A 24,621-nucleotide genomic window follows, 5' to 3' on the forward strand; every position below is an offset into this window, starting at 1 on the left:
GTCAGTTTCCTTGGGTCGGAGAGGGGTTGGCCGGGTGCGTCTGCAGGCGCTCGGCGATCAGGGTGATCAGTTCGCGGGCCAGGCGGTCCTTGGGCTGGCGCGGCAGTTCGCGTTCGCCGTCGGGCCACAGGCACAGCAGGCTGTTGTCGCCGTGGCCGAAACCCCGGCCGCCGTCCACGCGGTTGGCGGCGACCAGATCCAGGCCCTTGGCGACGAGCTTGTCGCGGGCGTATTCCCGCAGGTTGTCGGTCTCGGCGGCGAATCCGACCAGCAGCGGCCGGGCTGCAAGCTCGTCGACCCGCCGGGCCACGTCGGCGAGGATGTCCGGGGTGCGTTCCAGTTCCAGCGTCAGGTCTTCGCGGGTCTTTTTCAGCTTCTGCGCGGCCGGGTCGGAGGGCCGGTAGTCGGCCACCGCGGCGGTGGCGATGAACACCTCCGTGCCCTCCAGCGCCTCCAGCACCGCCGCATGCATCTCCGCCGCCGTCTCCACCGCGTGGGCCTGTACGCCGGGCGGTACCGCCAGCTCGCAGGGACCGTGCACCAGGGTGACCCGGGCGCCGGCATCGTGCGCGGCGGCGGCCACGGCAAACCCCATGCGTCCGGAGCTGCGGTTGCCGAGGTAGCGTACCGGGTCCACCGGTTCGCGGGTCGGCCCGGCGGTGATCAGGACACGCCGGCCCTGCAGCGGGCCGGGGGTTGTATCCAGCAGGGCGGAAGTGATGGTCGCGGGTTCCGCCATGCGTCCGGCGCCCTGCTCGCCACAGGCCTGCTCGCCGCTGTCCGGCCCGACGAACCGCACGCCGCGCTCGCACAGGGTGGCATGGTTGGCACGGGTCGCCGGGTGTTCCCACATGCGGTGGTTCATCGCCGGTGCCAGGGTCACCGGGGCGGTGGTGGCCAGCAGCAGGGTGGTCAGCAGGTCGTCGGCCAGCCCCTGGGCCATGCGCGCCATCAGGTCGGCGCTGGCGGGGGCGACCACGACGTGGTCGGCCCAGCGCGCCAGCGCGATGTGGTCCATCCCGGATTCCGCTTCGGCGTCCAGCAGATGGGTGCGCACCGGCTCGCCGGACAGGGCCTGGAAGGTCAGCGGGGTGACGAAGGCCTGCGCCCCCGCGGTCATCACCACGCGCACCGCGCAGCCGCGGCGGCGCAGTTCCCGCACCAGCTCGCAGGCCTTGTACGCCGCGATGCCGCCGCTGACCCCCACCAGGATGCGTGGCCCGCCGGAGTCCCCGTCGCTGCAGGTCGTTTCGTTCATTCGGTAGATTCTAACAGCGGGCCCGCCGTCGCGGCTTGCGCGCGCTGGCCGGGCGGGGCAGGATCGAACCGGATACGGACCACAGGGAGGTGGACATGGCCATCACGGACTGGCCGGCGGGCGAGCGCCCGCGCGAGAAACTGCTGGAACGCGGTGCCGCCGCGCTGTCGGATGCCGAACTGCTGGCGATCTTCCTGCGCACCGGCGTGACCGGCAAGAGCGCGGTGGATGTCGCGCGCGACCTGCTGTCCCGTTTCGGGGGCCTGCGCCCGCTGCTGCAGGCCGACGAGGCCGGGTTCTGCGCGGCACCGGGGCTGGGGCAGGCCAAGTATGCCCAGTTGCAGGCCGTGCTGGAGATGGGCCGTCGGCATCTGGAGGCGGACCTGGAGCGCGGCGAGGCGCTGACCTCGCCGGCGGCCACCCGCCGGTTCCTGAGTGCCCGCCTGCGCGACTACCCGTTCGAAGTCTTCGGCGCGCTGTTCCTCGACAATCGCCACCGGGTGCTGGCGTTCGAGGAGCTGTTCCGCGGCACCATCGACGGCGCCAGCGTGCACCCGCGCGAGGTGGTGCGGCGGGTACTGCACCACAACGCCGCCGCGGTCATCCTCGCCCACAACCATCCTTCCGGCGTGGCCGAGCCCTCGCGCTCGGATGCGCTCATCACCCGGCGCCTGAGCGAGGCACTGTCGCTGATCGACGTGCGCCTGCTGGATCACCTGATCATTGGCGACACCGCCGTGTCGCTGGCCGAACGCGGCGAGCTGTGAGAGTAACCCGCGAGGCATGTATGCATAAAACGGCATCGGATGGTGTATTATTAGTGCATCGGCGAACGGGGCCGGTCCGGCCGGAGTCGCGGGAGAGGAGCCATGCGGACAACGATCAACATCGACGACGAGTTGCTGGAAGAAGCGCGACGCATGACGGGGGTGAGCGAGAAGACGATCCTCGTTCGGGAAGGCCTGCGGGCGCTGGTGGAGCGCGAGAGCGCCCGTCGCCTCGCGCAACTGGGCGGCAGCGAACCCGACCTGGAGGCGGTTCCCCGCCGGCGCCCGATGGCGGGATGATCCTCGTCGATACTTCGGTATGGATCGATCATCTGCGCGAGGGGGAGCCGGAACTGGAGGTTCTGCTCCATGAATCGAGGGTGCTGGTCCATGCCTTCGTGATCGGCGAGCTCGCATGCGGAAATCTGCGCAACCGGGGCGAGATCCTGCGGCTGCTGGGCGACCTTCCGCACGCGACCCGGGCAACGGACGAGGAGGTGCTCGCGTGCATCGAGGCCCGCGAATTGATGGGTCGCGGTATCGGGTATGCCGATGCCCATCTGCTTGCTTCCGGCTTGCTGACGCCGGGCACGCGTCTGTGGACCCGGGATCGACGGCTGCATTGCGCGGCCGCCGACCTGGGGGTTGCCCGCGGCGCCTGACGAGGCTCAACCTCCGGGGCTGGCGTGGAGGGCGCGCTCGAGTGCGTTCAGCAGGGCGTCGACCTGGGCTTCGTTGTGGGCGGCGGACAGGGTGATGCGCAGGCGGGCCTGGCCCTCGGGGACCGTGGGCGGGCGAATGGCGGGAACCAGGAAGCCGGCCTGCTGCAGGCGCTCGGCGATGGCCGTGGCGCGCGCCGCATCGCCGAGGATCACCGGCTGGATGGGCGTGTCCGGCGGTGGATGGGGCAGGCCCAGGGCATCCAGTCCGGCGCCCAGCCGCCGGATCAGGGCGCCCAGATGATCGCGGCGGTCGCCGGCCGCCCCGGCGATGCGCACGGACGCCAGGGTAGCGGCGGCCAGCGCGGCGGGCATCGCCGTGGTGTAGATATAAGGCCGGGCGGTCTGGATCAGGGTCTCGATCAGCGCTTCGCTGCCGGCGACGAAGGCCCCGGCGGTGCCGAAGCCCTTGCCCAGGGTGCCCATCAGGATCGGTACGTCGCCGGTATCCAGGCCGAAATGCTGGCAGCTGCCGCCCCCGGTCTCGCCCAGCACGGTGAAGCCGTGGGCGTCGTCCACCATCAGCCAGGCGTCGAACTCGCGGGCCAGCGCGGCCAGCTGCGGCAGCGGGGCGATGTCGCCGTCCATGGAGAAGACCCCGTCGGTGACGATCAGCCGGTGGCCACCGGCGGGTGCCCGTTCGAGGCGCTGGCGCAGATGTTCGGGGTCGGCGTGGCGGTAGCGCTGGCTGCGCGCGCCGGACAGGCGCACGGCGTCGATCAGCGAGGCGTGGTTCCAGCGGTCCTCGAACACCGTGTCGTGGCGCCCGACCAGCGTCTGCACCAGCGCGAGGTTGGCCATGTAGCCGGTGGAGAAGACCAGTGCCCGCTCGCGCCCGGTGAAACGCGCCAGCGCCTGTTCCAGCTCGGCATGGGCCCGGGTGTGGCCGTTGATCAGGTGGGCGGCCCCGGCGCCGGTGCCGTATTCGACCAGGGCCTCGCGGGCGGCGGCGCTGACGGCCGGGTCGGCGGCCAGGCCGAGGTAGTCGTTGGAGCAGAAGGCGACGACCGGCTGCCCGTCGATGATCTGCTCCGGCTGCTGCGGCCCGTCGAGCGTGCGCAGGCGACGCCACAGCCCGGCCTCGCAGACGGTCTCGAGGCGCTGCTGTAGGAAGCGTTGCAGGGAGTCGCTCATGCCCGGCCGGGGTGCCTGCGGCTGCGTCGTGGAGGAGAAGGCCCGCCCGTCCGGCGGGCCCGGGGTCACGCGCTGCGCGCGGCGGGTTCGGCGGCGTCCTCGCCGGTGTGCCCGTCGGCGGTTTCCGGCTGCAGGCCGAGGCGCTCGAACAGGGCGAGGTCGTGATTCTCGCCCGGGTTCGGCGTGGTCAGCAGGGTGTCGCCGTAGAACAGCGAATTGGCGCCGGCGAGGAAGCACAGGGCCTGCATCTCGTCGGACATCTCGGTGCGCCCGGCGGACAGGCGCACGTAGGAGGCGGGCATCACGATGCGCGCGACCGCGATGCTGCGCACGAACTCCAGCGGATCGATGTTCTCCACGTCCTGCAGCGGGGTGCCCTCGACCTGGATCAGCTGATTGATCGGTACCGATTCCGGATGCTTCGGCAGGTTGGCCATCTGCTGCAGCATGCGCGCGCGGTCACGGCGCGACTCGCCCATGCCGAGGATGCCGCCGCAGCAGACGTTCATGCCGGCCTCGCGCACGTGCTCCAGGGTCTCCAGCCGGTCCTGATAGGTGCGGGTGGAGATGATGTGGCCGTAGAACTCCGGGGAGGTGTCGAGGTTGTGGTTGTAGTAGTCCAGCCCCGCTTCGGACAGGCGGCGGGCCTGCTCGGCCTTCAGCATGCCGAGGGTCATGCAGGTCTCCAGCCCCTCGTCCTTGACCGCGCGCACCATCTCGATCACGCGTTCCAGGTTCTTGTCGGTGGGGTTGCGCCAGGCGGCCCCCATGCAGAAGCGGGTCGCGCCCTGGGCGCGGGCGTTGCGGGCCGCCTCGACGACTTCGTCGACCGGCAGCAGGCGCTCGCGCTCCAGTTCCACGTCGTGGTGGGCGCTCTGCGGGCAGTAGGCGCAGTCCTCCGGGCAGGCACCGGTCTTGATCGACAGCAGCGTGCTGACCTGCACCGCATTGGGGTCGAAATGTTCCCGATGGGCGGACTGCGCGCGGAAGATCAGGTCGTTCAGCGGCAGATCCAGCAGGGTTTCGACTTCCTCGGTGGTCCAGTCGTGGCGCAGCTCGCTCATAGGTGGTGCTCCTGGTCGGCCTCGGCCGGGACTTCGATGTCCGACCATGGCTCGCGATAGATGGTGTAGAGGGCATACAGCGACCACGGCAGCAGGATCACCGCGGCCACGGCCCAGTACGCGCGATAGTAGTCGATGTCGGGCGGGAAGAAGGTTGCCACCACGATCAGCGCGCCCATCAGGCCGTACAGCCGGTAGGCGGCCCACTGGGTGTGGTGCCCCACGCGCGGGTCGGGGTGATGCTTGTTCAGGGCATAGACGACCATGGAGCCCCCGAACCAGAGGATCAGCGGGACGATCCCCACGATCGCCGCGATGATGAAGCCCACGCCGACCCCGTCGCCGCCGACGAGGAACAGGGGGATACCGGCCACGCTGATGACGATGACGTTCCCGATGTCGAACAGCGATGCCGCCCGCCGCGATCGGCGTCCGGAGATGGTCTTCGTTTCCATGAGCTATCCTGCCGGTAAAAGGTCGGAGTTTAGCATCATGGCACGCGGCCCTTCATGGATGACGGGGAAAGCGGGAATGCGGGTACGGCGCTGGCTGGAGGGGCCGTTTCCGTCGGCCTGCGGGCTTTGCGGGGCCGGCGTTGGTCCGGGCGATGCCCTGTGCGCGGGCTGTCTGGCGGAACTGGAACGGGTGGTGGCCCCCTGTCCGCGCTGTGGCGAGCCGGACACCGTGGCGGGTCCGTGTCCCCGGTGTCGGGATCGCGACCCGCGGCTGGCGGCACTGCATGCCCCGTGGCGCTATACCTGGCCGCTGGATCGCCTGATTCTCGCGCGCAAGCATGCCGATGACGCGACCGCGGCACGCGTGCTCCGGGAGCTGGCCCGGCGCGCGGCCGACGAGCTGGCGGATGCACAACATGGCACGGACCCGGGGCCGGATTGTGTGGTCCCGGTGCCGCTGCATCCCGAGCGTTACCGCGAGCGTGGCTTCAATCAGGCCCTGGAACTGGCGCGCGAAGTGGCGCGGGTGCTGGAGGCGCCGCTGGCGTCGCGGCTGGTGGTCCGGGTGCGTGCCACCGAGTCGCAGCAGGGGCTGGGGCGGCGCGAACGCCGTCGCAACGTGGCACGCGCCTTTGCCCTGAGACCCGGCGCGGAGCTGCCGCCGGCGGCCCGTGTGCTGCTGGTGGATGACGTGGCGACCACCGGAGCCACGCTGGATGCGCTGGCGGAGGCCCTGTATGCGGCGGGGGCGGCGCGGGTGGAGGCGCTGACGCTCGCGCGGGCCTGAGGTGCGTCGTTCGCGGGGCGCGATTTGCGGCTCAGGCGGCCGCTCGCCACAGGTGGTCGCCGATCATCGCCAGCATCACCACCGCGCCGAGATAATGATTGTTCCTGAACGCCCGCAGGCAGTCGACCGGCTGGCGATCGGCGATCAGGAACTGCTGGTAGAACATCAGCGCGGCGACCACCGCCAGCCCGGCCATGTACACCCCGCCGAACTCCAGGTTGCGTCCCAGCAGGAACAGGCCGACCCAGACCATCACCTGGAGCGCCCCGGTGATGGCGCGGTCCAGCTCGCCGAAGGCGATGGCGGTGGATTTCACCCCGATCTTCAGGTCGTCCTCGCGGTCGACCATGCCGTAGAAGGTGTCGTAGACCGTGGTCCATGCGAGGGTGATCACGAACAGCAGCCAGGCCTCCGGCGGCGGCAGTTCGTTGTTCACTGCGGTAAAGGCCATGGGCACCGCCCAGGCGAACGCCGCGCCCAGGTGCACCTGCGGGAAATGATGGAAACGCTTGGAGAACGGATAGGTGCCCGCCAGCAGCACCGCCACCACCGAGAACGCGATGGTCAGCGGGTTGGTGAACAGTACCAGCACGAAGGCCACCAGGCACAGCGCCGCGAACACCGCCAGGGCCTCGCGCGGGGTGATGCTGCCGATCGCCAGCGGGCGGTCGCGGGTGCGCGTGACATGGGCGTCGAAATGGCGGTCGGCGTAGTCGTTGATCGCGCAGCCGGCCGAGCGCATCAGGGTGACCCCGGCGACGAAGATGAACAGCAGATGCCAGGGCGGCAGGCCGTCGGCGGCGATCCACAACGCCCACAGCGTCGGCCACAGCAGCAGGTAGATGCCCACCGGCCGGTCCAGCCGGGTCAGGCGGGCGTACTCGTACAGGCGCTCGCGCGGGGTCATGGCCGGGGCGGGTCAGTCGGCGGCTTCGTGGCGCAGGGTCGCCAGCACCGGTCCGGTTTCGGGGTGCACCCCGCGCCAGATTGCGAAGGCCTCGGCGGCCTGTTCCACCAGCATGCCCAGACCGTCGCTGCTGAGTGCGCAGCCGTTCGCCTCGGCCCAGTCGAGAAAGCGCAGCGCGGCCGGGCCGTAGACCAGGTCGTAGGCCGTGGTCCGCGGACCGACCAGACCCGCGGGCAGCTCCAGCGCATCCTCGGACAGCCCGGCGGCGGTGGCGTTGAGGATCAGATCGAACGGGCCGTCCGGCAGGGCGTCCAGCGCGCAGGCCTCCAGGCGGGTGTCGCCGGCGAGATCGGCGAAGTCGCGGGCGAGGCCCTCGGCCCGGGCCGGGGTGCGGTTGGCGATCATCAGCTTGGAGGGTCGGCGTTCCAGCAGCGGCTGCAGGATGCCGCGGGTGGCGCCGCCGGCCCCCAGGATCAGGATGCTTCGACCGGTCAGTTCGCAGCCGAGGCGGTCTTCCAGATCGCGCAGCAGGCCGACGCCGTCGGTGTTGTCGCCATGGATGCGGCCGTCGTCGCCGGTCCACAGGGTGTTGGCGGCCCCGGCGCGGCGGGCGCGGTCGGAGAGGACGGCCGCGAGCTGGCAGGCGTCTTCCTTGAACGGGACGGTCACGTTGACGCCGCGCAGTTCCCCGGCCAGCCAGCCGCCAACCTCTTCGGCGAACTGCCCCGGGGTGCCGCGGCGTGCCTCGTAGGTCATCGCCTGCCCGGTCTGTTCGGCGAAAAGGGCGTGGATGCGCGGCGACAGGGAATGATGGATCGGGTTGCCCACCACCGCGTAGCGATCGGGACGGCTCATGACGTGGCGTCCTCCGCCAGCCATTCGGCCGCCGCCCGGGCGTAGTAGGTGAGGATGCCGTCGGCGCCGGCGCGCTTCATGCCGGTCAGGGCCTCCAGCACGCAGGCGCGTTCGTCGAGCCAGCCGCGTTCGGCGGCGGCCTTGAGCATCGCGTATTCGCCGGATACGTGGTAGACAAAGGTCGGGCGCTGAAAGCGCTCGCGGATGCGGTGGACCACGTCGAGATACGGCATGCCCGGCTTGATCATCACCATATCGGCACCCTCCGCCAGATCGGCGGCCACCTCGTGGAGCGCCTCCTCGCCGTTGGCCGGATCCATCTGGTAGGTCTCCTTGCTGCCGCGGCCGAGGTTGCCGGCCGAGCCCACCGCGTCGCGGAACGGGCCGTAGAACGCCGAGGCGTACTTCGCCGAGTAGGCGAGGATGCGCGTGTGGACCTGGCCGTCGTCTTCCAGCGCGTTACGGATGGCGCCGATGCGTCCGTCCATCATGTCCGAGGGCGCGACCACGTCGGCGCCGGCCGCGGCATGCGAACGCGCCTGACGCACCAGGGCCTCCACGGTGATGTCGTTCACCACATAGCCGTCGTCATCGATGATGCCGTCCTGGCCGTGGGTGGTGAACGGGTCCAGGGCGACGTCGGTGATCACGCCCAGTTGCGGCAGTTCGGCCTTCAGCGCGCGCACCGCGCGCTGGGCGAGGCCCTCCGGGTTCCATGCCTCGGCGGCGTCCAGGCTCTTCTTCTGCCCCGGGACCACCGGGAACAGGGCCAGGGCCGGGATGCCCAGGCGGTGGCCGGTGGCAGCGTCGACCAGCAGCTGGTCAATGGAGACCCGCTCCACGCCGGGCATCGAGGGCACCGGTTCGCGCACCCCTTCGCCTTCGGTCACGAACACCGGCAGGATCAGGTCGTCGGCGCTCAGGCGATGTTCGCGCATCAGCCGCCGGGAGAAGGCATCCCGGCGCATGCGGCGTGGACGGCTGGCGGGATAGGGGGCGATGGGGGCGGTCATATGTGCGCGTCCTCGATCGGGTTTTCTCAGTCAGCCTCGGCCAGCCAGTCGCGGGGCACCAGGTAGCGCTCGTAGAGTTCGGCCTCCGGGGTGCCGGCTTCCGGCCGGTAGTTGTATTCCCAGCGCACCAGCGGGGGCAGCGACATCAGGATGGACTCGGTGCGCCCGCCGGACTGCAGGCCGAACAGGGTACCCCGGTCGTAGACCAGATTGAACTCCACGTAGCGCCCGCGGCGGTAGAGCTGGAACTGGCGTTCGCGTTCGCCCCATTCGAGATCGCGGCGGCGGCGCACGATGGGGGCATAGGCCTCGAGGTAGGCATCGCCCACGCTCTTCATGTAGCCGAAGGCGTGCTCGAAGCCGCCCTCGTTGAAGTCGTCGAAGAACAGCCCGCCGATGCCGCGCGGTTCCCCGCGGTGCTTGAGGAAGAAGTAGTCGTCGCACCACTTCTTGTGCTCGGGGTAGAGGTGCTCGCCGAACGGCCGGCAGGCGGCCTCGGCGGTGCGGTGCCAGTGGATGCAGTCCTCGTCGAAGCCGTAGTAGGGCGTCAGGTCGAAGCCGCCGCCGAACCACCACACCGGATCCTCGCCCGGTTTTTCTGCGACGAAGATCCGCACGTTGGCGTGCGAGGTGGGCACATAGGGATTGTGCGGGTGGATCACCAGCGAGACCCCGGCGGCCTGGAACGAGCGCCCGGCGAGTTCCGGACGGTGGGCGGTGGCCGAGGCCGGCAGGGTGTCGCCCATCACGTGCGAGAAGTTGACCCCGGCCTGTTCGAAGGTCGCGCCGCCGGACAGTACCCGAGTGCGCCCGCCACCGCCGGCCGGGCGGTCCCAGGCGTCCTCGTGGAAACCGGCCTCGCCGTCGAGTTCCTCGATACCGGCACAGATGCGGTCCTGCAGCCCCCGCAGGTATTCGGTTACGCGATCGATGGAGACGTCGTCTTCGCGGGCCATGTGGGCTCCTCTCAATGATCCGTTTCGGGTTCGGTGTCGCCGCCGCGCAGCCAGGCGCCGGTGCGGGCATCGCGGATGGCGGTGGGCCCGGCCAGGTCGCCACATTCGGCCTGGAGGATGACATCCACCCCGTCGCCGAAGCGGCGTTCCACGCAGGCGGCATCGGTGCACGGCGGCTCGCCGGCGGGATTGGCGCTGGTGGAGACCAGGGCGCTCTCCACGGCCGCACACAGCTCTCGGGCCGGGGGATGCGCGGTGACGCGTACCGCCAGGGTGTCGTGCTCGCCGCGCAGCAGGGCCGGGCAATCCGGGGCGGCCGGCCACAGCCAGGTGACCGGCCCCGGCCAGCTGGCCTCCACCCGGACACGCGCGTCGGCTTCCAGGGGGGCCAGCCATCCGGCAAGGCGCTCCAGACGGTCGCTGATCAGGATCAGGCCCTTGGCGTCGGGACGGCCTTTCAGGGCCAGGATGCGGCGTACGGCGGCCGGGTCGTCCGGGCGACAGCCCAGACCGAAGACCCCTTCGGTGGGGTAGGCCACCACGCCACCGGCACGCAGGATGCGCGCTACGGCTTCCACGGAGTTCGTGCGGGTCCCGGGGGCCGGGATATCAGCCGGAGTCACGGCCGCTGGCGGTCACGGTATCGCTGGTCGCCGGGGTTTCCCCGGATCCGGTGTCGCCCCCGGATTTGCCGCCCGATTTGCCCTCGGACGAGTTGCCACCGGATTTTTTCGTGGCGGCCTTGCCGGAGGACTTGCTGCCTGTCGCGGTTGTTTTCGACTTGCTCGATGTTGTACTCGCGGACTTCGTGCCCGTGGCCTTTGTGCCCGAACCTTTGGCCGTCGATGCCTTCGAACCCGCAGATTTGGAACTCGACGATTTCGACCCCGTGGATTTCGACCCCGTGGATTTCGACCCCGTGGCCTTTGCCTTCGACCCGGTCGACTTCGACGCGCTCGAGGCGGTCTTCTTCGCGCCACCCGACTTGCCGGCCGCGGCCTTGCCGCCCTTGCGACCGCGCCCCTTGCGTTCGGGGGCGTTGGCGATCAGTTCCTGGCACTGCTCCAGGGTCAGGGATTTGGGATCGGTCTCCTTGGGCACCTTGGCGTTCTTGTTGCCGTCGGTGACATAGGGGCCGTAGCGACCGTTCAGCACCTGGATGCCTTCGTCGTCGAAGCTCTTGATGAAGCGTTCGGCGTCCTTTTTCTTCTTCTCCGCCACCAGTTCCAGGGCGCGCGGCAGCTCGATGGTCCAGACGTCGTCGTCCGGGCCCAGGGAGACGTACCTGGAACCGTACTTCACGTATGGTCCGAAGCGCCCGATGTTCACCATCACCGGTTCGCCCTCGGGGGTCTCGCCCAGCTCGCGCGGCAGCTTGAACAGCTCCAGCGCCTCTTCGAGGGTGATCTTGTCCATCTTCTGCCCGGGCAGCAGCCCGGCGAAGCGCGGCTTCTCCTCGTCGTCCTTGGTGCCGATCTGCACGATCGGCCCGAAACGGCCCAGACGCACGCTGACCGGCCGCCCGCTTTTCGGGTCGGTGCCCAGTTCGCGCGACTGCACCGCCTCGGCGCGGGTGACCTTCTCTTCCTTTTCCTTGACCCGGTCGCGGAAGTCGTACCAGAAGTCCTCCAGTACCGGGACCCAGTCCTTTTCCCCGCGCGAGATCGCGTCCAGCTCGTCTTCCAGGTTCGCGGTGAAGTCGTAGTCGACGTAGCGATCGAAATGCCGGGTCAGGAAGCTGTTCACGATCCGGCCGGTATCGGTCGGGATGAAGCGCTTGCCGTCCATCTCCACGTATTCGCGCGACTGCAGGGTCGAGATGATGCTGGCATAGGTCGACGGGCGGCCGATGCCGTATTCCTCGAGGGTCTTCACCAGGCTGGCCTCGGTGTAGCGCGGCGGTGGCTCGGTGAAGTGCTGATCGGCGGTGACCTCGTGCAGCGCGACGGTGTCGCCCTCGGCCATCTCCGGCAGGCGCTTGTCCTCGTCGTCGTCCGCGCTGTCGTCGCGGCCCTCCTGATAGACCGCGATGAAGCCGGCGTGGCGCAGGGTGGAACCGGTGGCGCGGAAGCGGTGTTCGCTGTCGCCCGGGACCAGATCGGCGGCCACGGTATCGAAGGTCGCGTGGATCATCTGGCAGGCGACGGTGCGCTTCCAGATCAGGTCGTACAGCCGGGCCTGGTCACTGGTCAGACGGTTGCGGATCTCGTCCGGGATGCGTCGCACCGAGGTCGGGCGGATCGCCTCGTGGGCCTCCTGCGCGTTCTTCGACTTGGTCTTGTACTGGCGCGGGCTGTCCGGGAGGTTGTCGGGCCCGTAGCGCTCTTCGATCAGGCCGCGGGCCTCGCCGATCGCCTCGCCGGCCAGCGCGACCGAGTCGGTTCGCATGTAGGTGATCAGGCCTTCCGCGCCGGAGCCCAGGTCGATGCCCTCGTACAGTTGCTGGGCGGTGCGCATGGTGCGGCTGGCATTGAAGCCCAGCTTGCGCGAGGCCTCCTGCTGCAGGGTCGAGGTGGTGAACGGCGCGGCCGGGTTGCGGCGGCGCTGTTTCTTCTCGACCTTCGCCACGCGCAGTTCACCGTTCGCGGCCTCGTTCAGGCGGCCCTGCGCCTCGTGGGCGAGCTCGGCGCTGTTGAGGTCGAACTGCTGGAGCTTGTTGCCGTCCAGGTGGGTCAGCCGCGCGGTGAACGGCTGGCCCTCGCGTTCGGCCTTCGCGTCGAGCGTCCAGTATTCCTGCGGGACGAAGGCCTCGATCTCGTTCTCGCGCTCGCAGATCATGCGCAGCGCCGGGCTCTGCACGCGCCCGGCGGACAGCCCGCGCTTGATCTTGCGCCACAGCAGCGGCGAGAGGTTGAAGCCGACCAGGTAGTCCAGCGCGCGGCGCGCCTGCTGGGCGTCGATCAGCGGCTGGGCGAGTTCGCGCGGCTGTTCGATCGCCTCCTGGATGGCCTTCTTGGTGATCTCGTGGAACACCACGCGGTAGACGTTGCGGCCTTCCAGCAGGCCGCGTTCGCGCAGGACCTCGTAGAGATGCCAGGAGATCGCCTCGCCTTCGCGGTCGGGGTCGGTCGCGAGGATCAGGTCGTCGGACTTCTTCAGGGCCTTCGCGATCGCGTCGATCTGCTTTTCGCTGCGCTCGATCACGTCGTAGCGCATGCGGAACCCGTCCTCCGGGTCCACCGCCCCTTCCTTGGGCACGAGATCGCGCACATGGCCGTAGGAGGCCATGACCTGATACTCGGGGCCGAGGTATTTCTCGATGGTCTTCCCCTTGGCGGGGGACTCAACAATGACGAGGTGCTTGCTCATGGGGACTCGGGACCGTCTCGGTGGCGGCGGGTTCCGTGGGAGGCGGTGACGCCGGGGTCAGTGCAGATAATCCATCTCGGTGGGGCCGATATGGTCGCGCATGACCTCGTCGAGCCGGGAGTAGGCGACGGCGTCGTCCGGCTGGTTGAACAGCACCATCAGTACCACCCAGCGCAGCTGGTCGAGGTCGATCTCCTCGGCGTCCAGTTCCATCACGCGGTCCATCACCAGTTCGCGGGTGCCGGCACTGAGCAGACCGTTCTGCTCCAGATTGAGAAGGAAGCCACGGCTTTCCATGTTCAGGCGCTGGCGTTCTTCGGGTGCGAACACGCGGCAGGCCGCACTGTCACCGCCGCGGCTGGCCAGCGGGGCCTCGCTCATCAGCCGGTCCAGCCAGCCCAGGGCGCGCTCGATCTCGCCGGACGCAAAACCGGCTTCGACCAGCTGCCGCTGCAGCTCGCCGCGATCGGGTTCGGCCTCGGATTCTTCGTCGAGGGTGTGCTCGAACAGATACATGAGCACGTCCAGCACGCTTTCGTTCATGATTCGGGGGATCCTGCGTCGAGGCGCTGATAGCGCCCGTGATCGAGGGCGGCCACGCGGCCATTGAGTTCCAGTAAAACGAGAATGGATGAAAGCGTGTCGATGGTCAATTGAGTCCGGCTGCGCAGGGTTTCCATGTCCACCGGGTCGAAGCCCATCGCCTGCAGGACCTTTTCGTGCTCCGGATCCACCGGCTCGGCGGGCGCCGGCCCCGGGGCTTGCGGGGCGGCCGGGACGCCCAGCCAGTCGGCCAGGTCGTCGAGGATCTCGCCGGCGGTCTCGACCAGTTGCGCCCCTTCGCGGATCAACCGGTGGCAGCCCCGGCTGACCGGGCTGAACACCGAGCCCGGGACGGCGTAGACCTGCCGGCCCTGTTCTCCGGCGAGCCGCGCGGTAATCAGCGAGCCGCTGTTGTCGCCCGCTTCCACCACCAGGGTGGCCAGTGCCAGGCCACTGATAACGCGGTTGCGCTGCGGGAAGTGTCCGGCCTGGGCCTGGGTGCCGGTCGGCCACAGCGACACGATCAGGCCGTGATCGGCGATGCGGTGCCCGAGCCGCCGGTGCGCGGCCGGATAGATGCGGTCGGGGCCCGTTGCGACCACGGCAGTGGTGCGCCCCTGCGGGGCGTCCAGTGCGCCCTGATGGGCGGCGCCGTCGATCCCGCGCGCCAGACCCGAGGTAATGGTGACCCCGGCGCTCGCCAGCTCGCGAGCGAACTCGCGGGCCAGCTTGAGTCCCTGCGGAGTCGCGTCGCGGCTGCCGATGATGGCCACCTGCGGTGCGGTCAGCAGGGTCGGGTCGCCGTTGAGGAACAGCACCGGCGGGGGGTCGGGCAGTTGCGTCAGCAGCGGCGGATAGTCGGGATCGTCGCGACACAGAATGCGGTGACGCTCGTCCGCGCGCTCCCAGGCCAGGTCGGCCGCCACGCCGGGGTGGTCATCGTCGGGGTTTTCCGGCGGGGCCACGCCGACGTCGGCGTCCCTCCACTGCCGGGCGGGCGCGGCCAGCGCGGCCTGTGGCGAGCTGAAGGCCTCCAGCAGGCGCTGGATGCGCCGTGGCCCCAGTCCGGGGGTATGCAAAAGACGCAGCCACGGCCCGGGGTCGACCCCGGCCGTGGCTGCGTCGTTGCGGGACTCGCGTTCCATCGCGGAATCCGCCCTGGTGCTCATGGCTTACGGATGGCGGACGGTGTACCCCTCGCGCAGCGTGCGCTCGGATTCGGTCACCAGCACGTAGGAGACCTTCTCGAAGGTCTTGAAGACCATCACCTCGCCGACCCGTTCTTCGGGCAGGTCCACGGACTCGTTGGTCCCGGCGATCGGGTCGCGCACCGTGCGGCCGGCGGTGTAGGCGGCGAACACCTGACCGTTCTCGACCCCTTCCCGCGCGCCACGGTTGATGACCGCGGCCTGGTAGCGCCCGATCTGACTGATCGCATCGAACAGCTTGATGACCTGACCGTCGATGCCTTCCGGCGGGCGGCCGATCTCGAACAGCATGTCCTGTTCTTCCGCGAACGGAACCAGGCGGTCGCCGCGGATGGTCTCGCGTTCGCCACGGCGGATGTTCGCACGCGCCACGTGCCCGGGTTCGACGATCTCGGCTTCACCCACCGGGATGGTGGCGACGCCCAGTTCCTCGCCGGTGTCCGGATCCAGCAGCATCTCGTCGCGCCGGACGATGTGGTAGATCTCGTATTCTTCCGTGTCCTCGGCATTGCGGACATAGACCCGGTCGCCCGGGCCGTAGATCACGCGATCGTCGTCCGCGGCCACGATGTAGGGCGCCTGTTCCAGGGTCTCCTCGTCGAGGACCTGCGGCTGGAACATGAACGACTGCAGCGTGGAGATCGGCGGGGTATCGTCGTCGAGCTCCTCCACGCGGACCTCCGGCGAGAGGCGCTTGGTCGGCCGCACGCGCGGGCCGCCGTCGACCGTGATGCGCGGTTCGCCGTCCACGTAGTGGATGCTCAGGACATCACCCGGATAGATCAGGTGCGGGTTCTCGATCTCCGGATTCACCGCCCAGATCTCCGGCCAGTACCAGGGTTCGTCAAGGTACATGGCGGAGATGTCCCAGAGGGTGTCGCCCTTCTTGACGACGTAGCGCTCCGGCGCGGAATCCCGGATCTCCGGAGTTTCCTCGGTGGCGGAGTCGCTGGTCTCCTGGCGTTCCCCGTTGTCCGGGGTGGCGGTTTCGGCAGTCCGGTTCTCGGGATCTTCGGCGCCGCTGCCGGTGTCAGTGTCTCCGGTGGCCGCGCAGCCCCCCAGAAACAGCGTTACACTGAACAGTACGCCCGGCAGCACGAAAGAGGTCGTGGTCGCTCTGGTTTTCAACATCATGGTTTCCCCTGTCAGGTCCGCACTCCCCGGGGCCATCCTGTGGCCCGGTCCGAATTCGGTGACGCTTCGGCGGATGATGCGGTCCAACGTTAGCAGAATTGACGGGACTGTACAGCACAAAGATTGAGGTTTTTCATGGCGAAGCGAGAAATTCTCCACTTTCCCGATCCCCGGTTGCGGCAGAAGGCCGAACCGGTCGCCGAGGTGGACGACTCCATCCGCACACTGGTGGACGACATGTTCGAGACCATGTACGCGGCACCGGGCATCGGCCTGGCGGCGGTGCAGGTGAACGTTCACAAGCGTGTCCTGGTGGCCGACGTCTCCGAGGACCAGAGCCAGCCCTGGGCCCTGATCAATCCGGAGATCCTCGAGACCCGGGGCGAGGAAGAGATGGACGAGGGCTGCCTGTCGGTGCCCGGTTACTACGAGAAGGTGCGGCGCGCGGACTGGATCCGCTTCCGCGCGCTGGGTCGCGACGGCCAGCCCTTCGAGGCCGAGGCCGACGGGCTGCTGGCGGTGTGCATCCAGCACGAGATCGATCATCTCGACGGCAAGCTGTTCGTGGACTACCTGTCCAGTCTCAAGCGCGGTCGCATCCGCAAGAAACTGGAGAAGCAGGGCGCGCGCGCCGGCGGTTCCGGCAAGGCCGCGGCGCCCGCGGTCTGATGGCGGCTGCCGACAGGGACGCCCCGGCGCCGCGCATCGTGTACGCGGGAACCCCCGACTTCGCGGTTCCCGCGCTGGAGGCCCTGATCGCGGCGGGTCACCCGCCGGTCGCGGTCTACACGCAGCCGGACCGCCCGGCGGGCCGGGGCCGCAAGCTGCGTCCGGGGCCGGTGAAGCAGGTCGCGACGGCCGCCGGGATCCCGGTGGAGCAGCCGGAATCGCTGCGGGATCCGCAGGCGCGGGCGCGGCTGGCCGAATGGCAGCCGGACCTGCTCGTGGTCGCGGCCTACGGGCTGATCCTGCCGCGCGCGGTGCTGGAGATCCCGCCTCTGGGCGGGGTGAACATCCACGCCTCGCTGCTGCCGCGCTGGCGCGGGGCGGCACCCATCCATCGCGCGATCCTCGCCGGCGATGACGAGACCGGCGTGTGCCTGATGCAGATGGCCCCGGGGCTGGATACCGGCCCGGTCCACGCCTGCCGGCGGCTGCCGTTGGGCCCGCGTGCGACCACCGGCGAGGTCCACGACGCCCTCGCGCGGATGGGGGCGGAACTGCTGGTGGAGCGCCTGCCGGCGATCACGCGTGGCGAGTCGGTGCCCGAGCCGCAGGACGATGCCCGGGCGACCTATGCCGCCAAGCTCGAGAAGGACGAGGCGCGACTGGACTGGGCTCAGCCGACCCGCGAGCTGGACCGCCGCGTGCGCGCCTTCGACCCGTGGCCGGTCGCCTGGACCCGGCTGCCGGACGGCGAGGCGGTCCTGCGCATCCATGCCGCCCGGCCCGTTGAGACGGAGCAAGCGGCGACCGTGACGCCCGCCGATGCCGCGCCGGGCACTATCGTCGCCGCGGGCGGCGAGGGCGTGGACGTCATGACCGGCGACGGCCTCCTGCGGCTGGAGCGCGTGCAGCTGCCCGGCCGGCGGCCGGTGAGTGCCGCCGACTGGGCCAATACCGGTGATCTGACCGGTCAGCGACTCGGAGGTGATACCTGATGGCCCGCCAGCCTGCCCCCCGCCAGTGCGCCGTGGAAGCCACCGAACAGGTGGTGCTGCACGGGGCTTCGCTCAACAGCGTGCTGGAACCCGCGGTGGCGGATCTCCCGGTGCGCGAGGCCGCCTGGACCCGCGCCCTGGTGTACACCACCCTGCGCTGGTATCCGCAGCTGGAGGCGCTGGTGCGTGAAAGCCTGGACCGGCCACTGCGGCGCAAGGACGGCGTGATCGGCGTGCTGCTGGCCCAGGGGCTGGCGGAGATCCTGCATTTCTCCACCCGCGATCACGCGGCGGTGCGCGAGACCGCCGAGACCGCGCGTCGCATCCATCGGCCCGGAGCCGTGGGGCTGATCAACGCGATCCTGCGTCGCGCGTTGCGCGAGACCGATGCGCTGGAGGCCCGCATCGCCGAGGACCCGGTGTTGCGGCATGCCTGCCCGGCGTGGCTGATCGAGGCGATCGAGGCCGGGTGGCCCGAGCGCGCGGAGGCCGTGCTGGGCGAGCTGCTGCGCGAGGCCCCGCTGACCCTGCGGGTCAATACCGGACGCTGGAGCCCGGACGAGGCGCTGGCGGCGCTGCGCGAGGCGGGCTTCGAGGCGCGGCTGCACGAGGCTCCCGAGGGTGCTCTGACGCTCGAGGCGGCCACCGACGTGACCGCGTTGCCGGGGTTCGGTGACGGCCGGCTGTCGGTTCAGGACGTTTCCGCGCAGTGGGCCGCGCATCTGCTGGCGCCGCGCCCGGGCGAGCGGGTGCTGGATGCCTGCGCCGCTCCGGGCGGCAAGACCGGGCATCTGCTGGAGCGTGCCGGCGGCGAGCTGGATCTGGTGGCCCTGGACAGCGACGCCACGCGCCTGGAACAGGTGCGCGAGAACCTGGACCGGCTGCAGCAGGAGGCCACGCTGACCGCGGCCGATCTGGGCGACACCGACGCCTGGTGGGACGGGCGGCCGTTCGACGCGATCCTGCTGGATGTGCCCTGTTCCGCCACCGGCGTGATTCGCCGGCATCCGGACATCAAGACCCTGCGCCGCGCGGACGACATCCCGCGTCTGGCCGCCGAACAGGCCCGTCTGCTGCGCGCGGCCTGGGACCTGCTGCGTCCGGGCGGACGCCTGCTGTATGCGACCTGTTCCCTGCTGGACGCGGAAAACCAGGAAGTCGTGACCCCGTTCGTCGAGGCGACCGGTGACGCGCGTGCCGTGGAGACGGGCGCGGAAAGCCCGATTCCCGGGGCGTTGTCCCGTTCCTCCGGGGTGTCCATCCCGCCGGGGCTGGCCGGTGGCGACGGGTTCTACTATGCCCTGCTGGAGAAGGTCGCGGGCTGATGCGGCGGCTCGTCTGGCTGCTGGTGCTGGTGCTGGCGCCGGGGGTGGCCCCGGCGCTCGAGATCCGCGAGGCCAGTCACCTGTGGCTGGATGACACCACGTTGCTGGCGCGCCTGGACCTGGACATGGCCCTGCCCGAGGTGCTGGTGGACGCGCTGGAGAACGGCGTGACCCTGGGGTTCCGGCTGGAGGCGCAGGCGGAGCCCGACCGCATGCTGCCGGGGAGACCGCTGGTACGCGCGGAGAACCGCGTGCAGCTGCGCTACTACCCCCTCAACCGACATTATCTGGTGACCTCGCGGGATGGCGAGCGCATGGAGCTGCGCCCCACGCTGGGGGATGCCCTGGAGCAGAGTGCCCGCCGCCTGGGGCGGATCCGGCTGGAGGACGTCCCCGAGGCGCTGCGCGAGGCCCCGGGTGACCACCGCCTGAACGCCCGGCTGTCGCTGGACTACACCGCGCTGCCGCTGCCGTTGCAGCTGGACGCCGGCCTGCGCGGCGAACTCACGGCCCGACAGGAATGGTACGGATGGTCGCTCGACTGAAGGGTTTGCCCTGGGGGCTGCTGGGGATGATCCTGCTGTTCGTCCTCCTGCTGGCCTCGCTGCTGGTGATGGGGGACGCGGCCCAGCACCAGGCGCGTTTCGAGCAGCTGTTCATCTGGCTGCTGGTGTTCCACGCCGCGGTGCTGATCGTGCTGGCCGGCCTGATTATCTATCAGGTGGTGCGCATGTTCTGGCAGTACCGCCACGGGGTGCCGGGCAGCCGCCTGACCCTGCGCCTGGTCGGCGGGTTCATGCTGGTCGCGGTGCTGCCGGTCTCGGTGGTGTACTACTTCTCCTACGAATTTCTCAGTGAAGGCGTGGACTCGTGGTTCGACGTGCGCGTGGATTCGGCGCTGGAAGACGCGCTGGAACTGTCGCGCTCCTCGCTGGATCTGCGCGTGCGCCAGCTGGCCGAAGAGACCCAGGAGATCATGGAAGATCTGGAAGGTGTCTCCGAGGGCCTGATGGGGCTGACCCTCAACGATTACCGGCGCAGTCTGGGAGCGCAGGAGCTGACCCTGGTGGGCGCCAACAACCGCATCATCGCGTCGAGCACCGACAGCCCCATCCGCCAGCTGCCGTCACCGCCCAGCTCCGACATCCTGATGCGCGTGCGGCCGGGGCAGCCCTACTCGCGTCTGGAGCCACGCCCCGATGATCAGCTGGTGATCCGCGTGGTGGCGACCACGGCCGCGCGCCGACCCGGCACCGACAACCGCATCCTGCAGGCCGTGTACCCCGTGGATCCGCGCATGAGCGCCCTGTCCCTGCGGGTGCAGGACGCGTTTGCCGATTACCGCGAGTTCGCTTATCTGCGCGGGCCGATCACCCAGGGCTTCATCTTCACCATGTCGCTGGCGCTGGCGATCTCGCTGATGGCCGCGCTGTGGGCCGGGCTGGTGGTCGCACGGCGGCTGGTGCAGCCGGTGTCCGATCTGGTGCAGGGCACGCGCATGGTCGCCGCCGGGGACTACAACACCCGGCTGGAGGTGCGGCGGGCGGACGAACTGGGTTTCCTGGTGCAGTCGTTCAACGCGATGACCCGCACCCTCAGCGAGGCGCGCAACGAGGCCGAGCGCAACCGCCGGCTGCTGGATGCCGAGCGGGCCTATCTCGAGAGCGTGCTCAAGCACCTGCGTTCGGGCGTGCTGGCGCTGGACGGCAGCCTGCGCCTGCGCACCGCCAACGACGCCGCCGGCCAGATCCTCGAATGCGACCTGCCGGGCGCGCGTACCCGGGACATCGCCGAGGTCGGCCGCGAGTGCCCGCTGGTGCACCAGTTCTTCGAGGCCATCCGCGATCCGCTGGCCGGGCACGAGGCGGAATGGTCGCGCCAGGTGGTGGTGTTCACCCGCAGCGGGCGCAAGGTGCTGATGACGCGTGCGGTCTGGCTGCCGACCCCGGGATCCGGGCGCGGGCTGCACGCGATCGTGTTCGATGACATGACGGAATTCCTGAAGGCCCAGCGCGATGCGGCCTGGGGCGAGGTGGCGCGGCGCCTGGCCCACGAGATCAAGAACCCGCTGACGCCCATCCAGCTGTCGGCCGAACGGCTTTCGCGCCGGCTGGGCCGGGTGCTCGAAGGGGCCGATCACGAGGTGCTGGAACGTGCGACCGGCACCATCATCCAGCAGGTGGAGGCGATGAAGACCCTGGTCAACGCCTTCCGCGACTACGCCCAGGCGCCCAAACTGGAACTCGGCCACACCGACGTGAACCAGCTGGTGCGCGACGTCTCCGAGCTGTATCTGGGCGCGGACGGCAGCTCGCGGGTTCGCCTGGATCTGGGCGAGGGGGTGCCGATGATCCGGGCCGACGGCGGTCGTCTGCGCCAGCTGCTGCACAACCTGGTTCGTAACGCCATGGAGGCCGCCGAGGAGCAGGAGCGCGGCGACGACCTGGAGGTGTACGTCTCCACCGACCATGTCGAAAGCGCCTCCGGAAACTGGATCGAACTGCGTCTCCGGGATAACGGTCCCGGGATCCGGCCGGAGCTGCTGGAGCGCATCTTCGAGCCCTACACGACGCACAAGCCGCGTGGAACCGGGCTTGGACTGGCGGTGGCGCAGAAGATCGTCGAGGAGCACGGGGGTATCATCGAGTGCCATAATGATGATTCCGGGGCGGGCGGCGCGGTCTTCGTGATCCGCATCCCGGTGGACGAGGGCGGCCCGTCCGGGGCGTCCGCTGCCGAGGAGGAACAGCCGCAATGAGCGACGCCTACATTCTCGTGGTCGACGACGAGCCCGACATCCGCATGTTGCTGCGCGACGTGCTGGAGGACGAGGGCTACCAGGTCGCGCTGGCGGGCTCGGTGGCCGAGGCCAAGGCCCAGCGGCGCAGCCGGCGGCCGGATGCGATCCTGCTGGACGTCTGGATGCCCGACGGCGACGGGATCTCGCTGCTCAAGGAGTGGCAGGAGGACGAGGGAGCGATGTGCCCGGTGGTGATGATCTCCGGCCACGGCAACGTGGAGAGTGCGGTGGATGCGACCCGCCTGGGGGCCTACGATTTCATCGAGAAGCCGCTGACCATCGACAAGCTGCTGATCACCCTGAACAACGCACTGGAGGCCGCGCGCCTGCAGCGGGAGAACACCGGTCTGCGGCGCCAGGCCGCCCCGGTGACCGATCCGGTCGGCAGCAGTGCGGTGATGGTCAACCTGCGCGACCAGGTGCAGCGCATGGCCCAGCACGATACCTGGGTGCTGATCACCGGCGAGCCCGGGGCCGGCAAGCAGACCTTCGCGCGCATGTTGCACGCCCGCAGCGCGCGGCGCGAAAGCCCGTTCATCGTGGTCTCGGTGGGATCGATGTCGGGCGACGAGGCGGTGGCCGAGCTGTTCGGCAGCGAGCAGGGCGAGCGGGTGCGCTATGGCCTGCTGGAGCAGGCCTCCGGCGGGGTGCTGTACCTCGACGAGGTTGCGGAGATGGACCTGCAGACTCAGGCGCGCCTGCTGCATGCCCTGGACACCGGTCGCATCACGCGCATCGGCGGGGACCAGCCGATCAGCGTGAACGTGCGCGTGGTGGCGGCCACCCAGCACGATCTGGGCGAGGCCGTGGAGCAGGGGCTGTTCCGCGAGGATCTCTATTACCGCCTCAACGTCCTGCCGCTGAACGTGCCGCCGCTGCGCGAGCACGCCGAGGACATCCCCGAACTGCTGGACTACCATATGCGCCAGCTGCATCAGCAGGAGGGCCTGCCGCAGCGCACGTTCCAGCGACCGGCCCTGGAATGCCTGCAGCAGTATCCGTGGCCGGGGAACGTGCGCGAACTGCGCAACCTGGTCCAGCGCCTGATGATCCTGGGCTCCGGCGACGAGATCACCCGCGACGAGGTGGACCGCACCCTGTCGGGGCAGCCGCGGCGGGTGGAAGAAGAGAGCGCCGAGGGGGTGGTGACCATCCCCGACCTGCCCCTGCGCGAGGCGCGCGAACAGTTCGAACGGGAATACCTGATGCAGCAGCTGGAACGCTCCGAGGGCAACATGACGCGTCTGGCCGAACGGGTCGGACTGGAGCGTACGCATCTCTACCGCAAGTTCAAGGCGCTGGGCATCGATCCGCGCCGCGTGAAATCCGACGGCTGACGCATGAAACAGATCATCATCCTGGGGGCCGGTCAGGTCGGTCATTCCCTGGCCGAGGCCCTGAGTGCCGACGGGATCGACATCACCGTCGTCGACAACCGCGCCGAGCGCCTGGCCGAGCTGGAAGACCAGTTCGATATCAAGACGGTCCACGGATTCGGTGCCCATCCGTCGGTGCTGGATGCGGCCGGGGGGCGCGACGCGTCCATGCTGGTGGCGGTGACCGACTCCGACGAGGTCAACATGCTGGCCTGTCAGGTCGGCTCCACGCTGTTCAACATCGAGACCAAGATCGCTCGGGTGCGGGCCCGCGATTATCACGAGACCCCGGAGCTGTTCGCCCAGGACGCGATGCCGGTGGACATGCTGATCTCGCCGGAGGCGATCGTCACCAGTCATATCCAGCGCCTGATCGAGCACCCCGGCTCGCTGCAGGTGCTGGAGTTCGCCGAGGGACGGGTGTCGCTGGTGGGGGTGCGCGCCTACTACGGCGGGCCGCTGGTGGGCCACGAGCTGAAGAACCTGCGCTACGACATGCCGGGGGTCCATACCCGGGTCGCGGCGATCTTCCGTCAGGACCGTTCCATCCAGCCGGACGGCAACACGGTGGTGGAAGCCGACGACGAGGTGTTCTTCGTCGCGGCGAAGAAGAACATCCGTGCCGTCACCTCCGAGCTGCGCAAGCTGGAGAAGCCCTACAAGCGGATCATGATCGCCGGCGGCGGCAACATCGGCCGGCGGCTGGCCGAAGCGCTGAGCAAGCGCTACCGGGTGAAGGTGATCGAGCGCGATGCGGAGCGGGCGGACCAGCTCGCCCGGGAACTGCCCGGCAACGTGCTGGTACTGCAGGGCGACAGCGCCGACGACCGTTTCCTCGAGGCGATCAACGTCGAGCACAGCGACGTCTTCTGTGCGGTGACCAACGACGATCAGGCCAACATCTTCGCGGGGATGCTGGCCAAGCGCTACGGCGTGCGCAAGGTGATGTCGCTGATCAACCGCCCGAGCTACGTGGATCTGCTGCAGAGCGGCACCATCGACGTGGCGCTGTCGCCGCAGCAGGCCACGGTGAGCGCCCTGCTGGCCCGGGTGCGCGAGGGCGGGACCGCCACCGTGCATACCCTGCGCCGCGGCGCGGCCGAGGCGATCGAGACGGTCGTCAGCGGCGATTCGCGCACCTCGCAGGTGGTGGACCGCCGGATCGACGAAATCAACCTGCCGGAGGGGGCCAGCGTCGGCGCCGTGGTGCGCGACGACGAGGTCATCATTCCGCACCACGACACGGTGATCCATTCGGGGGATCACGTCATCCTGTTCCTCACCGACCGTGGCAAGGTGAAGCAGGTCCAGCGCCTGTTCCAGCCCAGCCCGCTGTTCTTCTGAGCCGTC

Annotated in this window: 24 protein-coding genes; 11 read left to right on the forward strand and 13 right to left on the reverse strand. The window is 69.6% G+C overall.

Going from position 1 to position 24,621, the window contains the following annotated elements; genetic code table 11:
* Position 1 precedes the first annotated feature (1 nt).
* Positions 2–1,258 (reverse strand): bifunctional phosphopantothenoylcysteine decarboxylase/phosphopantothenate--cysteine ligase CoaBC, encoded by a 1,257-nt coding sequence (coaBC, locus tag C998_RS0101950; protein WP_018869162.1) that lies wholly within the window; start codon positions 1,256–1,258, stop codon positions 2–4.
* Between the two features lie 95 nt (positions 1,259–1,353).
* Here coaBC and radC point away from each other — a divergent pair, with 95 nt between their 5' ends.
* The 3 genes from radC to C998_RS0101965 all read left to right on the forward strand — a co-directional run bounded on the left by radC (position 1,354) and on the right by C998_RS0101965 (position 2,687).
* Positions 1,354–2,025, forward strand: a complete 672-nt coding sequence (gene radC / locus C998_RS0101955; protein ID WP_018869163.1) for a DNA repair protein RadC — start codon at positions 1,354–1,356, stop codon at positions 2,023–2,025.
* A 102-nt stretch (positions 2,026–2,127) separates the two neighbouring features.
* Positions 2,128–2,325 carry a type II toxin-antitoxin system VapB family antitoxin gene (locus C998_RS0101960; RefSeq protein ID WP_018869164.1) on the forward strand — a complete coding sequence of 66 codons (198 nt, stop codon included), beginning with the start codon at positions 2,128–2,130 and terminating at the stop codon, positions 2,323–2,325.
* The gene (locus C998_RS0101965; protein ID WP_018869165.1) at positions 2,322–2,687 is read left to right on the forward strand and encodes a type II toxin-antitoxin system VapC family toxin; all 366 of its coding nucleotides are present in this window, start codon (positions 2,322–2,324) and stop codon (positions 2,685–2,687) included. Before C998_RS0101960 ends, C998_RS0101965 begins: the two co-directional genes overlap by 4 nt.
* 6 nt (positions 2,688–2,693) lie before the next feature.
* Here C998_RS0101965 and bioF read toward each other — a convergent pair whose 3' ends face one another.
* From bioF to C998_RS0101980, 3 genes are all read right to left on the reverse strand, one after another.
* Entirely contained in the window at positions 2,694–3,878 is a 1,185-nt protein-coding gene (bioF, locus tag C998_RS0101970) for an 8-amino-7-oxononanoate synthase (RefSeq protein WP_018869166.1), read from the reverse strand.
* Between the two features lie 65 nt (positions 3,879–3,943).
* Positions 3,944–4,942 carry a biotin synthase BioB gene (bioB, locus tag C998_RS0101975; RefSeq protein WP_018869167.1) on the reverse strand — a complete coding sequence of 333 codons (999 nt, stop codon included), beginning with the start codon at positions 4,940–4,942 and terminating at the stop codon, positions 3,944–3,946.
* Positions 4,939–5,397, reverse strand: coding sequence for a hypothetical protein (locus tag C998_RS0101980; protein ID WP_018869168.1), 459 nt, complete (start codon positions 5,395–5,397; stop codon positions 4,939–4,941). The genes bioB and C998_RS0101980 overlap by 4 nt, the downstream gene beginning before the upstream one ends.
* Positions 5,398–5,473: 76 nt before the next feature.
* On the opposite strand from C998_RS0101980, the gene C998_RS0101985 reads away from it, so the two are divergent.
* A complete protein-coding gene (locus C998_RS0101985; protein ID WP_018869169.1) occupies positions 5,474–6,184 on the forward strand; it encodes a ComF family protein in 711 nt (236 codons plus the stop codon).
* A 31-nt stretch (positions 6,185–6,215) separates the two neighbouring features.
* Here the strand turns inward: C998_RS0101985 and ubiA are convergent, their stop codons facing one another.
* The 9 genes from ubiA to C998_RS0102030 are packed head-to-tail and all read right to left on the reverse strand — an operon-like array spanning position 6,216 to position 16,106.
* Positions 6,216–7,091 carry a 4-hydroxybenzoate octaprenyltransferase gene (ubiA, locus tag C998_RS0101990; RefSeq protein WP_018869170.1) on the reverse strand — a complete coding sequence of 292 codons (876 nt, stop codon included), beginning with the start codon at positions 7,089–7,091 and terminating at the stop codon, positions 6,216–6,218.
* A 12-nt stretch (positions 7,092–7,103) separates the two neighbouring features.
* Positions 7,104–7,946, reverse strand: a complete 843-nt coding sequence (gene aroE / locus C998_RS0101995; RefSeq protein WP_018869171.1) for a shikimate dehydrogenase — start codon at positions 7,944–7,946, stop codon at positions 7,104–7,106.
* Positions 7,943–8,959: a porphobilinogen synthase gene (gene hemB / locus C998_RS0102000; RefSeq protein WP_018869172.1), complete on the reverse strand. Its 1,017-nt coding sequence runs from the start codon at positions 8,957–8,959 to the stop codon at positions 7,943–7,945. The genes aroE and hemB overlap by 4 nt, the downstream gene beginning before the upstream one ends.
* A 26-nt stretch (positions 8,960–8,985) precedes the next feature.
* A complete protein-coding gene (hemF, locus tag C998_RS0102005) occupies positions 8,986–9,915 on the reverse strand; it encodes an oxygen-dependent coproporphyrinogen oxidase (RefSeq protein ID WP_018869173.1) in 930 nt (309 codons plus the stop codon).
* Positions 9,916–9,926: 11 nt separating this feature from the next.
* Positions 9,927–10,493 (reverse strand): L-threonylcarbamoyladenylate synthase, encoded by a 567-nt coding sequence (locus C998_RS0102010; protein ID WP_018869174.1) that lies wholly within the window; start codon positions 10,491–10,493, stop codon positions 9,927–9,929.
* A gap of 31 nt (positions 10,494–10,524) precedes the next feature.
* Positions 10,525–13,224, reverse strand: coding sequence for a DNA topoisomerase I (locus C998_RS0102015; protein WP_018869175.1), 2,700 nt, complete (start codon positions 13,222–13,224; stop codon positions 10,525–10,527).
* Between the two features lie 57 nt (positions 13,225–13,281).
* Complete coding sequence (locus C998_RS0102020; protein WP_018869176.1) at positions 13,282–13,767, reverse strand: DUF494 family protein; 486 nt, start codon at positions 13,765–13,767, stop codon at positions 13,282–13,284.
* Positions 13,764–14,912 (reverse strand): DNA-processing protein DprA, encoded by a 1,149-nt coding sequence (dprA, locus tag C998_RS0102025; RefSeq protein WP_018869177.1) that lies wholly within the window; start codon positions 14,910–14,912, stop codon positions 13,764–13,766. The genes C998_RS0102020 and dprA overlap by 4 nt, the downstream gene beginning before the upstream one ends.
* A gap of 27 nt (positions 14,913–14,939) precedes the next feature.
* On the reverse strand, positions 14,940–16,106 hold the full coding sequence (locus tag C998_RS0102030; RefSeq protein WP_026279429.1) for a LysM peptidoglycan-binding domain-containing protein: 1,167 nt from the start codon (positions 16,104–16,106) through the stop codon (positions 14,940–14,942).
* Positions 16,107–16,244: 138 nt separating this feature from the next.
* Here C998_RS0102030 and def point away from each other — a divergent pair, with 138 nt between their 5' ends.
* From def to trkA, 7 genes are read left to right on the forward strand one after another with little or no spacing between them, the layout of a single operon-like run.
* Positions 16,245–16,778, forward strand: coding sequence for a peptide deformylase (gene def, locus C998_RS0102035; protein ID WP_026279430.1), 534 nt, complete (start codon positions 16,245–16,247; stop codon positions 16,776–16,778).
* Positions 16,778–17,770 (forward strand): methionyl-tRNA formyltransferase, encoded by a 993-nt coding sequence (fmt, locus tag C998_RS0102040; protein ID WP_018869180.1) that lies wholly within the window; start codon positions 16,778–16,780, stop codon positions 17,768–17,770. The genes def and fmt overlap by 1 nt, the downstream gene beginning before the upstream one ends.
* Positions 17,770–19,095, forward strand: a complete 1,326-nt coding sequence (rsmB, locus tag C998_RS0102045; protein WP_018869181.1) for a 16S rRNA (cytosine(967)-C(5))-methyltransferase RsmB — start codon at positions 17,770–17,772, stop codon at positions 19,093–19,095. The genes fmt and rsmB overlap by 1 nt, the downstream gene beginning before the upstream one ends.
* Positions 19,095–19,640, forward strand: coding sequence for a DUF4390 domain-containing protein (locus tag C998_RS0102050; RefSeq protein ID WP_018869182.1), 546 nt, complete (start codon positions 19,095–19,097; stop codon positions 19,638–19,640). The genes rsmB and C998_RS0102050 overlap by 1 nt, the downstream gene beginning before the upstream one ends.
* Entirely contained in the window at positions 19,625–21,853 is a 2,229-nt protein-coding gene (locus C998_RS0102055) for an ATP-binding protein (protein WP_018869183.1), read from the forward strand. The genes C998_RS0102050 and C998_RS0102055 overlap by 16 nt, the downstream gene beginning before the upstream one ends.
* Positions 21,850–23,232, forward strand: coding sequence for a sigma-54 dependent transcriptional regulator (locus C998_RS0102060; protein WP_018869184.1), 1,383 nt, complete (start codon positions 21,850–21,852; stop codon positions 23,230–23,232). Before C998_RS0102055 ends, C998_RS0102060 begins: the two co-directional genes overlap by 4 nt.
* Before the next feature lie 3 nt (positions 23,233–23,235).
* Positions 23,236–24,615 (forward strand): Trk system potassium transporter TrkA, encoded by a 1,380-nt coding sequence (gene trkA / locus C998_RS0102065; RefSeq protein ID WP_018869185.1) that lies wholly within the window; start codon positions 23,236–23,238, stop codon positions 24,613–24,615.
* Positions 24,616–24,621 lie beyond the last annotated feature (6 nt).

Source organism: Thioalkalivibrio sp. ALgr3 (assembly GCF_000377325.1).
In the GTDB taxonomy this organism is placed as follows: Bacteria; Pseudomonadota; Gammaproteobacteria; order Ectothiorhodospirales; family Ectothiorhodospiraceae; genus Thioalkalivibrio.

Excerpts from the sequence above, each read along its gene's own strand:
- C998_RS0101985 (WP_018869169.1), top strand. The coding sequence starts at position 5,474 with ATGCGGGTACGGCGCTGGCTGGAGGGGCCGTTTCCGTCGGCCTGCGGG.
- C998_RS0101965 (WP_018869165.1), top strand. The coding sequence starts at position 2,322 with ATGATCCTCGTCGATACTTCGGTATGGATCGATCATCTGCGCGAGGGG.
- bioB (WP_018869167.1), bottom strand. The coding sequence starts at position 4,942 with ATGAGCGAGCTGCGCCACGACTGGACCACCGAGGAAGTCGAAACCCTG.
- C998_RS0102060 (WP_018869184.1), top strand. The coding sequence starts at position 21,850 with ATGAGCGACGCCTACATTCTCGTGGTCGACGACGAGCCCGACATCCGC.
- hemB (WP_018869172.1), bottom strand. The coding sequence starts at position 8,959 with ATGACCGCCCCCATCGCCCCCTATCCCGCCAGCCGTCCACGCCGCATG.
- dprA (WP_018869177.1), bottom strand. The coding sequence starts at position 14,912 with ATGGAACGCGAGTCCCGCAACGACGCAGCCACGGCCGGGGTCGACCCC.
- ubiA (WP_018869170.1), bottom strand. The coding sequence starts at position 7,091 with ATGACCCCGCGCGAGCGCCTGTACGAGTACGCCCGCCTGACCCGGCTG.
- aroE (WP_018869171.1), bottom strand. The coding sequence starts at position 7,946 with ATGAGCCGTCCCGATCGCTACGCGGTGGTGGGCAACCCGATCCATCAT.
- trkA (WP_018869185.1), top strand. The coding sequence starts at position 23,236 with ATGAAACAGATCATCATCCTGGGGGCCGGTCAGGTCGGTCATTCCCTG.
- C998_RS0101960 (WP_018869164.1), top strand. The coding sequence starts at position 2,128 with ATGCGGACAACGATCAACATCGACGACGAGTTGCTGGAAGAAGCGCGA.
- bioF (WP_018869166.1), bottom strand. The coding sequence starts at position 3,878 with ATGAGCGACTCCCTGCAACGCTTCCTACAGCAGCGCCTCGAGACCGTC.
- C998_RS0102030 (WP_026279429.1), bottom strand. The coding sequence starts at position 16,106 with ATGTTGAAAACCAGAGCGACCACGACCTCTTTCGTGCTGCCGGGCGTA.
- fmt (WP_018869180.1), top strand. The coding sequence starts at position 16,778 with ATGGCGGCTGCCGACAGGGACGCCCCGGCGCCGCGCATCGTGTACGCG.
- C998_RS0102050 (WP_018869182.1), top strand. The coding sequence starts at position 19,095 with ATGCGGCGGCTCGTCTGGCTGCTGGTGCTGGTGCTGGCGCCGGGGGTG.
- radC (WP_018869163.1), top strand. The coding sequence starts at position 1,354 with ATGGCCATCACGGACTGGCCGGCGGGCGAGCGCCCGCGCGAGAAACTG.
- C998_RS0102055 (WP_018869183.1), top strand. The coding sequence starts at position 19,625 with ATGGTCGCTCGACTGAAGGGTTTGCCCTGGGGGCTGCTGGGGATGATC.
- rsmB (WP_018869181.1), top strand. The coding sequence starts at position 17,770 with ATGGCCCGCCAGCCTGCCCCCCGCCAGTGCGCCGTGGAAGCCACCGAA.
- C998_RS0102020 (WP_018869176.1), bottom strand. The coding sequence starts at position 13,767 with ATGAACGAAAGCGTGCTGGACGTGCTCATGTATCTGTTCGAGCACACC.
- def (WP_026279430.1), top strand. The coding sequence starts at position 16,245 with ATGGCGAAGCGAGAAATTCTCCACTTTCCCGATCCCCGGTTGCGGCAG.
- C998_RS0101980 (WP_018869168.1), bottom strand. The coding sequence starts at position 5,397 with ATGGAAACGAAGACCATCTCCGGACGCCGATCGCGGCGGGCGGCATCG.
- hemF (WP_018869173.1), bottom strand. The coding sequence starts at position 9,915 with ATGGCCCGCGAAGACGACGTCTCCATCGATCGCGTAACCGAATACCTG.
- C998_RS0102015 (WP_018869175.1), bottom strand. The coding sequence starts at position 13,224 with ATGAGCAAGCACCTCGTCATTGTTGAGTCCCCCGCCAAGGGGAAGACC.
- coaBC (WP_018869162.1), bottom strand. The coding sequence starts at position 1,258 with ATGAACGAAACGACCTGCAGCGACGGGGACTCCGGCGGGCCACGCATC.